At 74.2% G+C, this 13088-nt stretch carries 10 protein-coding genes; 1 reads left to right on the top strand and 9 read right to left on the bottom strand.

Annotated elements, in window-relative coordinates; genetic code table 11:
- Positions 1-10: 10 nt before the first annotated feature.
- The 9 genes from ftsW to mraZ all read right to left on the bottom strand — a co-directional run bounded on the left by ftsW (position 11) and on the right by mraZ (position 11547).
- A complete protein-coding gene (ftsW, locus tag AC1C2V_RS14720; protein ID WP_495390370.1) occupies positions 11-1183 on the bottom strand; it encodes a putative lipid II flippase FtsW in 1173 nt (390 codons plus the stop codon).
- Between the two features lie 282 nt (positions 1184-1465).
- Positions 1466-2953 carry a UDP-N-acetylmuramoyl-L-alanine--D-glutamate ligase gene (gene murD, locus AC1C2V_RS14715; RefSeq protein ID WP_495390369.1) on the bottom strand — a complete coding sequence of 496 codons (1488 nt, stop codon included), beginning with the start codon at positions 2951-2953 and terminating at the stop codon, positions 1466-1468.
- Positions 2950-4032, bottom strand: coding sequence for a phospho-N-acetylmuramoyl-pentapeptide-transferase (mraY, locus tag AC1C2V_RS14710; RefSeq protein ID WP_495390368.1), 1083 nt, complete (start codon positions 4030-4032; stop codon positions 2950-2952). Before mraY ends, murD begins: the two co-directional genes overlap by 4 nt.
- Positions 4029-5567, bottom strand: coding sequence for a UDP-N-acetylmuramoyl-tripeptide--D-alanyl-D-alanine ligase (locus AC1C2V_RS14705; RefSeq protein ID WP_495390367.1), 1539 nt, complete (start codon positions 5565-5567; stop codon positions 4029-4031). Before AC1C2V_RS14705 ends, mraY begins: the two co-directional genes overlap by 4 nt.
- The gene (locus AC1C2V_RS14700; RefSeq protein ID WP_495390366.1) at positions 5564-7216 is read right to left on the bottom strand and encodes a UDP-N-acetylmuramoyl-L-alanyl-D-glutamate--2,6-diaminopimelate ligase; all 1653 of its coding nucleotides are present in this window, start codon (positions 7214-7216) and stop codon (positions 5564-5566) included. The genes AC1C2V_RS14705 and AC1C2V_RS14700 overlap by 4 nt, the downstream gene beginning before the upstream one ends.
- Before the next feature lie 84 nt (positions 7217-7300).
- Positions 7301-9277 (bottom strand): peptidoglycan D,D-transpeptidase FtsI family protein, encoded by a 1977-nt coding sequence (locus AC1C2V_RS14695; protein ID WP_495390365.1) that lies wholly within the window; start codon positions 9275-9277, stop codon positions 7301-7303.
- Between the two features lie 137 nt (positions 9278-9414).
- Positions 9415-9864, bottom strand: coding sequence for a cell division protein FtsL (gene ftsL, locus AC1C2V_RS14690; protein ID WP_495390364.1), 450 nt, complete (start codon positions 9862-9864; stop codon positions 9415-9417).
- On the bottom strand, positions 9861-10913 hold the full coding sequence (rsmH, locus tag AC1C2V_RS14685; RefSeq protein WP_495390363.1) for a 16S rRNA (cytosine(1402)-N(4))-methyltransferase RsmH: 1053 nt from the start codon (positions 10911-10913) through the stop codon (positions 9861-9863). Before rsmH ends, ftsL begins: the two co-directional genes overlap by 4 nt.
- Positions 10914-11112: 199 nt before the next feature.
- Positions 11113-11547: a division/cell wall cluster transcriptional repressor MraZ gene (mraZ, locus tag AC1C2V_RS14680; RefSeq protein ID WP_495390440.1), complete on the bottom strand. Its 435-nt coding sequence runs from the start codon at positions 11545-11547 to the stop codon at positions 11113-11115.
- A gap of 413 nt (positions 11548-11960) precedes the next feature.
- Between mraZ and AC1C2V_RS14675 the strand changes: the two genes are divergently transcribed.
- Positions 11961-13082 carry an AAA family ATPase gene (locus AC1C2V_RS14675; RefSeq protein ID WP_495390362.1) on the top strand — a complete coding sequence of 374 codons (1122 nt, stop codon included), beginning with the start codon at positions 11961-11963 and terminating at the stop codon, positions 13080-13082.
- Positions 13083-13088 lie beyond the last annotated feature (6 nt).

Below are 13088 nucleotides of genomic sequence, written 5' to 3'. Positions count from 1 at the left end.
ACCCGGGACCCTATCGGCCCCCGCCCCCCTTGCCCGAGCCCGCCCGGCGCCGTCGGCCGAGCACCGCCATGGACCTGCGCACGACGCTCGGGCGGGCGGCGAGCGCCTCCGCGGCGCCCGGCTCGCTGCGCGCGAAGCTGATGACCACTCCCAGTGCCACCATCGTGGTGACCAGCGCGGATCCGCCCGCCGAGACCAGCGGCAGCGGCACGCCGATCACCGGTAGCACCCCGATGACCACGCCGATGTTGATGAACGCCTGCCCGACGATCCAGCAGCCGATCGCGGCCGTGGTGATCTTCACGAACGGGTCGAGGTGCCGGCGCACCACGCGCGCCATCGCGACGCCGAGGACGGCGAACAGGGCGAGCACCAGCAGGGTGCCCAGCAGCCCGAGCTCCTCCCCGATCACCGAGAAGATGAAGTCGTTGTGCGCCTCCGGCAGGTACTTCCACTTCTCGCGGCTGGCGCCGAGCCCGACGCCGAAGAGCCCGCCGGTGCCCAGGCCGTACATGCCGTGGATCGACTGGTAGCACTCGCCCTGCCGGTCGGTGCAGGAACCGTAGGCAGCGAAGATGCGGGTGAGCCGGTCGGAGCTGTCCTGGTTGACGATGAACGTCCATCCGACGAACAGCGCGGCGCTCACCGCCCCCAGCCCGAGCATCGTGGCGGGCGCCCCCGAGACCCAGTAGGCGCCGAGCCCCAGCATCGCGAGGATGAGAGCTGTGCCGAGGTCGTGCCCGGCCATGACGAGCCCCAGCACCGCACCGAGGCCGAGCACCCCGGGCACCACGGCCTGCGGCCAGCTGCCCAGCAGGTGCTGCTTGCGGCCGAGCACCGCGCCCAGCCACACCGCGAGCGCCAGCTTGGCGAGCTCCGAGGGCTGGAACTGGAGGGGGCCGAGCGCCAGCCAGTTGCGGTTGCCGTTGACGTCCTTGCCGAGGAAGAGCACCGCGACGAGCAGCCCCAGCCCGACGAGCATCGCCGGCCAGGCGAGGCGCTTGTACCAGCGCACCGGCAGCCGCGCGGCCAGCAGCATGAACGGCAGCCCGATGAGGGCGTATCGCGCCTGGACCAGGAACGCCGCGTAGGCGGAGTCGCCCTCGGCGATCGACGTGACCGCGGAGCTGGACAGCACCATGACGAGCCCGATGACGAGCAGCAGCCCCGTCGCCCCGACCATGAGGTAGTAGCTCGTGACCGTGGAGTTCCACTGTCCGAGCCAGGGCCGGTCGCCTGGTCCTCTCGAGGTGCCGGGTCCTCTCGAGGTGCCGGGTCCTCTCGACGTGCCGGGTCCCCTCGGCTTGCCGGGTCCCCTCGGCTTGCCGGGCCCCCTCGGCTTGCCGGGCCCCCTCGACGTGCCCGGTGCTCTCGGCTTGCCCGGCCCGCGCGACGAGCCTCGCGGGGTGCCCGTCGTGACCGCCATCCGGCCCCCCTCGCTCGTCCCGGCAGGAGCCCCTGCCGCCTACAGCTCCGCCACGGCCGTGGCGAAGGCCTCCCCGCGCTGCGCGTAGGAGGCGAACTGGTCCATCGACGCGCCGGCGGGGGCCAGCAGCACGGTGTCGCCCGGACGGGCGGCGTCACGTGCTGCCGCGACCGCGCGACGCATCACCGACCCAGTGTCGCCGGGATCGACCACCACGACGGGGATCTCGGGGGCGTGTCGGGCCAGCGCCCCCCGCATCGGCTCGGGGTCCGCCCCGATCACGACGGCGGCACGCAGCCGGTCCGCGCGGTCGGCGACGAGCTCGTCGAACGACGCGCCCTTGGCCAGGCCGCCCGCCACCCACACGACGGTGCCGGGCGCGTACGCGGCGAGCGAGGCCGCGGCCGCGTGGGCGTTGGTCGCCTTCGAGTCGTCCACCCACGCGACGCCGTCGAGCTCGCGCACCCGGGCGATGCGGTGCGCCCCGGGCCGGTACGCCCGCAGGCCGTCCCGCACCGCGGACGCGGGCACCCCGTGGGCGCGGGCGAGCGCGGTGGCGGCCAGGGCGTTGGCGACCACGTGCGCCGGCACCGTGGCGCCGCCCGCGGGCGCGAGGTGCGCCAGGTCGGCGAGCGTGCCGAGCTCGGCCGCGGTGCCCTGCCGGTCGCGGGCGTCGGGCACCGCGTGGAACGCCCGGTCGACCAGGACGTCGTCCACGACGCCGAGCTGGCCGGGCCCGGGGGCGCCGATCGTGAACCCGACGGCCCGGGCGCCCTCCTGCACGTCGGCGTCGAGCACGAGCCGCTCGGTGCGCGGGTCGGCCACGTTGTAGACGCACGCCACCCGCGCCCGCGCGTAGATCCGCCCCTTGTCGGCGGCGTACGCGTCGAGCGAGCCGTGCCAGTCCAGGTGGTCGGGCGCCACGTTGAGCACCGCCGCCGCCTCGAACGACGTCGAGAGCGTGTGGTGCAGCTGGAAGCTGGACAGCTCCACCGCGAGGACGTCGAGCCCGGGGTCCTGGGCCGCCTGCACGACGGGCGTCCCGACGTTCCCGACCGCGACGGCGCGCAGCCCCGCGGCGGACAGGATCGAGGCGAGCATCTCGACCGTCGTCGTCTTGCCGTTGGTCCCGGTCACGGCGAGCCACGGCGCCGGGCCGGAGCCGTCCGCACGATCAGCCCGGTCCGCACGCAGCCGCCAAGCCAGCTCGACCTCGCTCCAGACCGGGACGCCCGCGGCCCTCGCCGCGGCCAGCAGCGGGGTGCTGGGCGCCCATCCGGGTGACGTGACGACCAGGTCGGCCGCCGCGACGACCCGCTCGGCCACCGCGGGGTCGTCGGTGTCGCGCACGTCGGCATCGTCCGCCCGGACGTCGACCGTCACGAGCGAGCCCACCCGGTCCGCGAGCGCCTCGACCACGGCTCGCCCGCTCACGCCGAGCCCGGCGACCACGACCCGCGCCCGGCCCAGATCGACGTCCGGGGCCGTCCCCGGAACGACGCCCCGCCCGTCGGGCGACGGCGTCACGTGACCACCCACTCGGCGTAGAAGATGCCCATCCCGAGGGCGGCGAACAGGCCGGCGATGAGCCAGAACCGGATGACGATCGTCACCTCGCCCCACCCGGACAGCTCGAAGTGGTGGTGCAGCGGCGCCATCTTGAACACGCGCCGCCCGGTCAGCTTGAAGAAGCCGATCTGGATGACGTCGGACATGACGATGATGACGAACAGACCGCCGATGATGGCCGCGAGCAGCTCCGTGCGCGACAGGATCGAGATGCCGGCCAGCGCGCCGCCCAGGGCCAAGGACCCGGTGTCGCCCATGAAGATCTTCGCCGGGCTCGCGTTCCACCACAGGAACCCGAGGCAGGCTCCCGTGATCGCCGCGGCGACGATCGCCAGGTCCTGCGGGTCGCGCACCTCGTAGCAGCGGGGCCCGGCCGCGGCGAGCCGCTGGCACGACTGGTTGAGCTGCCAGATGCTCACCAGCACGTAGGCGCCGAACACGGCGAGGGACACACCCGTCGCGAGCCCGTCCAGCCCGTCGGTGAGGTTGACGGCGTTGGACCAGGCCGTGATGAGGAAGTTGGCCCACACCACGAACAGGATCAGGCCGACCGTCGCGCCCGCGAACGCCAGGTCCAGGTTGGTGTCGCGCAGGAACGAGATGCGCATCGATGCGGGCGTGCGGGCGTTGTCGTTGGGGAACTGCAGCGCCAGCACCGCGAAGCTGATGCCCACGAAGCCCTGGCCGACGATCTTCGCCTTCGGGGTGAGCCCGAGCGACCGCTGCTTGCGGATCTTGGTGAAGTCGTCGAGGAACCCGACCACGCCCAGACCCGTCATGAGGTACAGGCTCAGCAGGGCCGAGGCGCTCGGCAGCCGGCCCGCCACCGCCATCGACGCGGCGACGCCGACCAGCGTCGCGCCGATGATCACGACCCCGCCCATCGTCGGGGTGCCGCGCTTGGTGAAGTGCGCCGTCGGGCCGTCCTGCCGCACGAACTGGCCGTAGTTGCGGCGCACGAGGAACCGGATGAACAGCGGCGTGCCGAAGAGCGCGACGACCAGCGAGACGCCGGCCGAGGCCAGGATCGCGATCACGGGGCGACCTCCGAGCCGGACTCGACGCTGGACTCGCTGCCGGACTCGACGCCGGGCTCGACGCCGGAGTCAGTGGCCGGCGCTGCCGGCCCGCCCGCGGCGAGCTCGTCGCCGAGGCGCCACAGCCCGGACCCGAGCGACGACTTCACGAGGACGACGTCCCCGGGCTCGAGTGCCTCGGCGAGCACCGCGCGCGCGGCCTCGAGGTCGGGCACGAAGACCGACTCCTCTCCCCAGGACCCCTCCTGCAGGGCACCTTCGTGGATGTGGTATGCCCCGTCGCCGACGACGACGAGCAGCTTGATGTTCAAACGCACCACGAGCCGGCCGATCGCGTCGTGCGCGGCGCGCGCGTCGTCGCCCAGCTCGAGCATCTCACCGAGCACCGCGACGGACCGGCGCGTGCGCCCGGAGATCACCGCGAGAGCACGCAGGCCCGCGCGCATCGAGTCGGGGTTGGCGTTGTACGCGTCGTCGATGACGGTGATGCCGTCCGGCCGCTCGGTCACGGCCATCCGGTGCGGGCTGACGGGCGTCGCGCGGGACAGCCCGGCGGCCACCTCGGCCGCGGGGACGCCCAGCGCGAGCGCGGTGGCGCCGGCCGCGAGCGCGTTGCTCACGTGGTGCGCGCCGACGAGGCGCAGCGCCACGGGCAGCGGCTCCGGTGCGCCGTCGTCCGCCCCGTTCCGGGGGCGGACGACGAGCGCGAACGAGGCGCGGCTGGTGGCCTCGACCTCCACGTCGGCGGCGCGCACGTCGGCCGACGGGATCGTCCCGAAGGTCACGACCGTGTGCTCCGGGGTCGCGAGCGACGCCATCGTCGCCACCCGCTGGTCGTCCGCGTTGAGCACCACGGTGCCGCCCGGCAGGACGCCGGTGACCATCTCGGCCTTGGTGCGCGCGATGGCCTCGACCGAGCCGAACTTGCCCACGTGCGCGGTGCCGACGGCCAGCACGATGCCGACGTCGGGCGGCGCGATGCGCGTGAGGTCGGCGATGTTGCCCGGGCCGTCCGCACCCATCTCCAGGACGAGATACCGGGTGGCCTCGGTGACGCCCAGCACGGTGAGCGGCAGGCCCACCTCGTTGTTGTACGACCCCGCAGTCACGACCAGGGCGTCCTCGGGGCGCACGCCGTCCGGCAGCGCGTCCGCGAGCAGCTGTCCGAGCAGGTCCTTCGTCGTCGTCTTGCCGACCGAGCCGGTCACGGCCACGACGCGCAGTTCCCCCCCGTCCCGCACGCGGGCGAGTACCGCGCGGGCGAGCTCGCCGAGCGCCGCCCGCACGTCGTCGACGACGACCGTGGGCACGCCGTCGACCTCCCGCGCGGCGAGCACGAGCGCCGCGCCGGCCTCGACGGCGGTCCGCGCGAAGTCGTGCCCGTCCACCCGCTCCCCTGGCAGCGCCACGAACAGCCCGCCGGCCACGACCCGCCGCGAGTCCACGACGACGGGCCCTGTCACGGCGGTCTGCGGCGCGGCGTGCAGCCGGCCCCCGGTCGCCTCGGCGACGTCGGCGGCGGTCAGCTCGATCATGCGGTCGTCCTTTCGTGCCGGCGCACCAGCGCCCGGCGGGCCTCTGCCCTGTCGTCGAGCTCGAGGTCGACGCCCGCGACCTCCTGGATCGTCTCGTGGCCGCGTCCCGCCACGAGCACCGTGTCCTGGGCGGCCGCGTCGAGCACGGCGTCCGCGATCGCCTTCGCTCGGGGCGCGACCTCGCTCAGGACGACGTCGCGGCCGGCCTCGTGGGCGACCTGCCGGGCGGCCCGAGCGCCATCGAGGACCTCCGCGCGCACCGCGGCCGGGTCCTCCCCGTGGGGGTCGTCGTCGGTCACCACGACGACGTCCGCGCCGGCGACGGCGGCCGCGCCCATGGCGGGGCGCTTGCCCTTGTCCCGGTCGCCGGTGGCGCCGAAGACGACGACCAGCCGGCCGGCGGTCGTGGGGCGCAGCGCTGCGAGAGCCAGCTCCAGGGCGTCCGTGTTGTGCGCGAAGTCCACGATCACGCGTGGGTCTCCTTCCCCCTCGGCGCCCCCTGCCCCGACGACCTCCATCCGGCCGGGCACGACGGCCGAGAGCCCGTCGCCGGCCTCGAGCGCCTCGGCGACGTCAGCCACGTGCGCGCCGCCCTCCAGCACCATCGCGACCGCCAGCGCGGCGTTCGCCACGTTGAACTCCCCCGGCAGCGACGTGGAGGTCCGCAGGGACCGACCGTCCGTGTGGGTCAGCGTGAACGCGGAGCCGGTGCCGTGCGCCGTCACGTCGGTGACCGCCCAGTCGACGGCGCGCTCGCCGTCGCGGGCGGGGCGGGTGCGCAGCGTCGCGACGGGCACCTGCGCGGCGGCCGCCATGCGCTCGCCCCACACGTCGTCGACCACCACGACGCCGCGGCGCGCGTGCTCGGGCGTGAACAGGGACGCCTTCGCGTCGAAGTAGGCCTGCAGGTCGCCGTGGAAGTCGAGGTGGTCCTGGCTGAGGTTGGTGAATCCGACCACGCCGAACTCGATGCCGTCCACGCGGTGCATGGACAGCGAGTGCGAGGACACCTCCATCGCGAGCGTGCGCACCTCGGCCTCGCACATCGCGGCGAGCAGCGCCTGCAGGTCGGCGGCCTCGGGCGTCGTCAGCCGGCTCGGCAGCACACGGTCGCCCGCGCGCATCTCGACGGTGCCGATCAGCCCGCCCGTCCAGCCCAGGGCGCGCAGCAGGTGGTCGAGCTGGTAGGTGGTGGTCGTCTTCCCGTTGGTGCCGGTGACGCCGAAGGTCATGAGGTGCTCGGCGGGCTCGCCGTAGACCCAGGCCGCCACCGGTCCGAGGACGGCCCGCGGGTCGGCCGCGACGAGCACGGGGACCGCCGGGTCGAGCCGGTCGGGGCCGGCGGCGAGGGCCTCGGCCCCCGTGGCGTCGGTGAGGACGGCACGGGCGCCGCGCGCGACCGCGTCGGCGGCAAACCGCGCGCCGTGCGCGTGCGCGCCCGGCAGGGCGACGAAGAGGTCGCCGTCGGTGGCGACGCGGTTGTCGGACGCGACCGAGGTGACGACGACGTCGGTACCGGCCGACGGTCGTGCCACCTGGTGGGGGTCGGCCGCCGGCGTCGTCACCTCGAGCCCGAAGGTCAGAGCGAGGTCCCGCACCCGTCGGGGCGTCGTGCCCGCGGGCCGGATACGGGGAAGCGGGGATGTCACGGAGAAGAACCTACCGCTTGCGGGCTGACGGCCCCGCACCCGACGTGCCGGGCATGACGACCGTCACGGACGTCACCACGGCATTCACCACGTCAGGTCGTAGGGGTCGGCCGGGGCGCTGCTGGGGGGCACGTCCATCTTCTGCAGCGTGTACCCCATGAGGTCGCTGAACACCGGCGCCGCGACGACACCACCGTAGATCGAGGACTGCGGGCTGCGCAGGAACACCGACACCGTGTAGCGCGGGTCGTCCGCGGGCGCGACCCCGATGAACGAGGCCATGTAGGTGGTGCCCCCGCCGGGCAGCCACATCTGCGCGGTGCCGGTCTTGCCCGCCACCCGGTAGCCGGGGACGCGGGCGTTCTCGGCGGTGCCCTCCTCGCCCGTCACCGACTCCATCATCCGCATCACGGAGTCGGCGGTCTTCTCGGACACCACGCGCGTCTTCTCGGGCGCCGCCGATGGCGTGAGGGTGCCGTCCGCGGCGCGCGTGCCCGCCACCAGGCCCGGCTCCACCCGCACGCCGCCGTTCGCGACCGTCGAGAAGACCTGCGTGGCCTGCATCGCGTTCACGGCCACGCCCTGGCCGAACAGGATCGTGTACGGGGTGCGCGCGTCGTTCGCGAAAGACTTCGGGTCGGGCATGATGCCCGCCGACTCGCCCGGCAGGCCCAGGCCCGTCGGCGAGCCGAAGCCGAACTTCCCGAGGTAGTCGTACCGCACCTGCGCGGGGATCTTCTCCCCGACCTGCACGGTGCCCGTGTTCGACGAGTGCGCCAGCACCCCCGCGAGGGTCAGCTGCTGCACCGGGTGGTCGTGCGAGTCCTTGAAGCTCTCCCCGTTGGGCGCGGTGTAGCGGTACGGCACGGAGAACTGGCTGTCCGGCTTCCAGTAGCCCTCCTCCAGGGCGGCGGCCATGGTGATGACCTTGCCGGTGGAGCCGGGCTCGAAGACGTCCTTGACGGCCCGGGAGCCGTTCGCCACGGCGGAGGTGCTCCGGTCGTTCGGGTCGACGTCGCCCGAGTCGGCCACCGCGAGCACCTTTCCCGTGCGCACGTCCTGCACCACGGCCATGGCGTACTTCGAGCCGGTCTTCGACACGGCGTCGTCGAGCAGCTCCTCCGCCTTCCACTGCACGTCCGCGTCGATCGTCAGCTCGACGTCGCCGCCCGGCACGGCCGGGGTGGAGTCGCGCGCGGAATTCGGGATCTTGACGCCGTCGCGGCCCCGCTCGAAGGTGGTGCTGCCGTCCGTGCCCGCGAGCACGTCCTCGTACGCCCGCTCGAGACCGCCCTTGCCGACCTGGTCCTGGTCGACGTACCCCACGAGCGTGCCCGCGACCACGCCGGACGGGTAGGTGCGGCGCGACGTCAGCTCCGTGCGGACGTACGCCTGCAGCTTCAGCTTGGCGATCGCCCGCTGCACCTCGGGCACGACGTTGCGCTTGAGGATCACGTACTGGTCGTCGCCGTTGAGCTTGGCCGCGAGCTCCGCCGGCTGCGCGTCGAGGACGGGGGCCAGGAGCTGGGCGATGCCCAGGGCCCCGTCCTGCACCGCCTCGCCCGTCGCGGCGTCCACGCGCTGCCCGCCCTGGAAGCTCTGGATCGCCAGGGTGTCGGCGGAGATCGTGTACCGGTCCACGGACGTCGCGAGCACGCGGCCGTTCGCGTCCACGATGTCACCGCGGTGCGCGACCTCCACGGAGCTCGTGGTCCGTTCGTCCTGGGCCTTGGCGGCGAGCGCCGGGCCCTGGAAGATCTGCACCTGGACGAGGCGCCCGACGAACACCGTCAGGACGAGCACCGCGACCACCATGATCCAGCGCTGCCGGCGCTCCGGGTCTCCGGGCCTGCCGCCCCGCGCACGCCCGGTGCGCGGCCGCGGCGGGGAACCGCCACCGGAGCGCACCGCGCTGCGCCCGCCGGTGCGGCGGGCGGGCGCGGTCGTCCGTTTCGACGTGCGGTCCCGCTTCGCCGCGCCCGCCTTCGCCGGGCCCGACGTGGCGCGGCCGGACGCCGTCGCGCCGCGTGCCGTCGTCCCTGTCGTGCGTCGAGGTGCCACCCCCCGAGTCTGCGGCGAGGCGGCCCGGGTCGTGCGCGCCGGGGCCGGGCGTGTCGCACGACCGCTGACCGAGCCGCGCCCAGCCCCGGATGTCGAGCCCGCGCCCGACCGCGGCGCAGGAGACCTCCGCCGCTCGCTCACGGCTTCTCCGAGGAGCCCGCCTCCGCGCCGAACCCGACCTTGGCACGCTTCTCGATGCTGATCATCGTCGGGTCCTCGGCGGGAACCATGCCGAGCTTCTCGGCCCGATCCGCGAGCGACGCCTCGTTGGCGCGCAGGTCCGCCTGCTTCGCCTCGACGTCCTGGGCGACCAGCCCGACCTGGGCCTGCAGGCGGGCCGCCTCGTAGGACCCGCGGGCCATCGTCGTGTTCAGCAGGAGCGCGGCGAGCAGCGCCCCCGCGAGCACGACGGCGCACAGGACGAGGAACGGCACGCCCGACGTCGCCTGGAGGGGCGCGCGGACCGCGTCGAGCCTGCGCCCGCGGTCGGCGGTGGCGCCGCCGCCGGGCAGCGAGGTGAGCGGCGCGCGGCGCGGCGGGGCGGCGGGACGGGTCCCGGGGGTGGCGGGGGCACGCAGGGCACTCATCGGCGGTCCTCCTTGGTCTGTCGCGAGCTGGACTGTCGCGAGCTCGACTGTCGCGAGCTGGTCTTCAGGTGGGCAGGGGTGGGGCGCACGCGGCGGGCGGCGCGCAGCCGCACCGAGGCGGCCCGCGGGTTGCGCACCAGCTCCGCCTCGTCGGCCTCCTCGGCGCCCCGCGTCAGGGCCTCGAGGTAGGGCTTGTGCGTCTCCGGCTCGACGGGCAGGCCCGCCGGGGCGCTCGACGTCGTCCCCCGGGCCAGGGCCCGCTTCACGATGCGGTCCTCCAGCGACTGGTAGGACTCCACGACGATCCGCCCGTCCACCGCGAGCGCCTCGATCGCGGCGGGCACCGCGCGCTCGAGCGCCTCGAGCTCGCCGTTCACCTCGATCCGCAGCGCCTGGAAGGTGCGCTTGGAGGGGTTGCCGCCGGTCCGACGCGCGGCCGCGGGGATGGACGCGCGCACGACGTCGGCCAGCTCGGCCGTGCGCTCCCAGGGACGCTCCGCACGGCGCCGCACGATCGCGCGCGCGACGCGCGGAGCGAACCGCTCCTCGCCGTACTCGCGCAGCACCCGGGCGAGAGCACGCTCGTCGTAGGTGTTGAGCACCTCGGCCGCGGTGATCCCGCGCGTCTGGTCCATGCGCATGTCCAGCGGCGCGTCCTGCGAGTAGGCGAAGCCGCGGCCGGCCTCGTCGAGCTGGAGCGACGAGACCCCGAGGTCCATGAGCACGCCCTGGACCGCGCTCAGCCCGAGGTCCGCCACCACGTCGCCGATCTCGTCGTAGACCGCGTGCACCGGCGTGAACCGCTCGCCGAAGCGGGCGAGCCGCTCCCCGGCGAGGCGGAGCGCCTGCGGGTCGCGGTCGATCCCGACGACGCGCGCCGTCGGGACCTGCTCCAGGACGGCCTCGGTGTGACCGCCCATGCCGAGCGTGCAGTCGACCAGCACGCTGCCCGGCTCCGTGAGGGCCGGCGCGAGGAGGTCGACGCAGCGCTGCAGCAGCACGGGCCGGTGCCGGTCCCCGGTGGGGCGGGCGTCGTGGGTCGGGCTCATCGGTGGTCTCCTCTCGCTGTCTCTCGTGTCGCGGTCTCGTGCCGGCTGGTCGTCGGGCCCCGTCCGGCCAGGTCTCCCTCCGCGTCGTTCTGGCGCCGGGGAAGTACGCCAGACCCTCGCGGGAGGAGGCCTCGCCGTGCGGGGCCCGGTGGCACCCGGTGTGCGGGGTGCCCTGTTGCTCTGCGGTTGTCGGTGGTGCTCAGAACTGCAGGTCCGGGAAGATCTGCTCGGACGTCTCGGAGTACGACGACTCCTGCTCGGCCAGGTAGCTCTCCCACGTCGTCCGGTCCCAGACCTCCACCCGGGTGCCGGCGCCGATGACGGCGACGTCCCGGTCGAGGCCGGCGTACGCGCGCAGGGCGGGCGGGACGACGACCCTGCCCTGTTTGTCCGGCAGCTCGTCGCTCGCGCCCGACAGGAACACGCGGAGGTAGTCGCGCGCCTGCCGGCTGGTCACCGGAGCCTGCCGGACCTGCTCGTACATGCGGCCGAACTCGTCCATGGGGAGTAGGAAGAGGCAACGCTCCTGCCCCCTCGTCATGACGAGACCGGGAGCGAGTCGGGCGCGGAACTTCGCCGGGAGGATGAGCCGGCCCTTCTCGTCGAGCTTGGGGGTGTAGGTGCCCAGCAGCAGCCCGACCCCAGGAAACGCGTCCTCCAGTCCTGCCACGGCCGGCACCTCCCCTCGGGCTCCCGCATGCTCCACGCTACTCCACTTTGCTCCACCAGGCGCGGTCAAGGATGGGTAGGGCTCCCCATCTCACCCGCGGTTCACACATCGCCGCAGGTCAGCCGTACAGAGCCCGGGTGGAGCGGGATGGAGGGCGTGCGCCGTGGAGGCGCGACCGGGTGACCGCACCGCCCCGGCAGGCGCCTCCCGCCGCCTCCCGCCGCCTCCAGGCAACGGTCGACACCGGCGCGACGCCCTGCGGCGAGCGGCCCGTGGAGCGACGTGGAGCGACGTGGATCGGGTGATCGTCGTCACGTCCGGTCGCGATTCCACTAGGCTGCGAGAACCGTCATGAGCACGTGAACCGGAGGTCACCCGTGCACCCAGAACCCGTCTCCCCCACGCTCGCCGGCGCCCGCACGGAGACGGAGGACGCCGAGGGTCGCACCCGGCCGGACGACGAGCTCGGCCCGGACGCCCTGGCCCGCGGTCTCGACGAGCTCGTGGCCGCCACCGGCCGCGTCCGGGACGCGGTGGACTCGGTCGTCTCGGGGCGCCGCGGGCTGGCCGACACGACGGTCGCAGTCCTCCTCGCCGAGGGTCACCTGTTGATCGAGGACGTCCCCGGAGTCGGCAAGACGACGCTCGCGAAGGCGCTCGCCCGCAGCGTCGACTGCCAGGTCGGTCGCATCCAGTTCACACCCGACCTGCTGCCCAGCGACCTCACGGGCGTCAACATCTTCCGCACCGGCACCCACGACTTCGAGTTCCGGCCGGGACCGGTCTTCAACAACGTCGTGATCGGCGACGAGATCAACCGCGCCTCCCCCAAGACGCAGTCCGCGCTCCTGGAGTGCATGGAGGAGGGTCAGACGACCATCGACGGCACCACGCACATGCTGCCGCGCCCGTTCCTCGTCGTCGCGACCCAGAACCCGGTGGAGATGGAGGGCACGTACCCGCTGCCCGAGGCCCAGCGCGACCGCTTCATGGCCCGGCTGACCGTCGGCTACCCGGACAACGACGCCGAGATGCAGATGCTGGACCGCCAGGAGGTGTCCGACCCGCTCTCCCACCTGTCACCCGTCACGACCGGCGACGACATGGTGCGGTACGCACGCCTGGTCCGGGCCGTCTACGCCGCGCCGGCCGTGAAGCAGTACGTCCTCGACCTCGTCGGCGCGACGCGCACCCACGACGGTCTCCGGCTCGGCGCCTCGCCCCGCGCCTCGCTCCAGCTGCTGCGCGTCGCCAAGGCCACGGCGGCGATGTCCGGCCGGGACCACGTGCTGCCCGACGACGTGCAGGAACTCGCGACCCCGGTCCTCGCGCACCGTCTCATCCTCAGCACCGAGTCGCGGCTCGGGGGCGTGACCGCCCAGGGCGTGATCGACGAGATCGTCCAGCGCACGGCCGTGCCGGGCGGCCAGGTCCGGGCGGTCCGGTCGCCACCGCCTCCCGCGTCCTTCTCGCGCCCCACGCGCGAGCGCGGTCGGTGAGGCGCC

This window comes from Isoptericola sp. Y541 (genome assembly GCF_059445465.1).
Note: the sequence above shows the minus strand (reverse complement) of the source record. Positions and strands in the feature narration are given on the sequence as shown.

Bases quoted from the DNA above. Each gene is read 5' to 3' on its own strand.
- ftsW (WP_495390370.1), bottom strand. From the start codon at position 1,183: ATGGTCGGGGCGACGGGGCTGCTGCTCGTCATCGGGCTCGTCATGGTG.
- AC1C2V_RS14705 (WP_495390367.1), bottom strand. From the start codon at position 5,567: ATGATCGAGCTGACCGCCGCCGACGTCGCCGAGGCGACCGGGGGCCGG.
- ftsL (WP_495390364.1), bottom strand. From the start codon at position 9,864: ATGAGTGCCCTGCGTGCCCCCGCCACCCCCGGGACCCGTCCCGCCGCC.
- rsmH (WP_495390363.1), bottom strand. From the start codon at position 10,913: ATGAGCCCGACCCACGACGCCCGCCCCACCGGGGACCGGCACCGGCCC.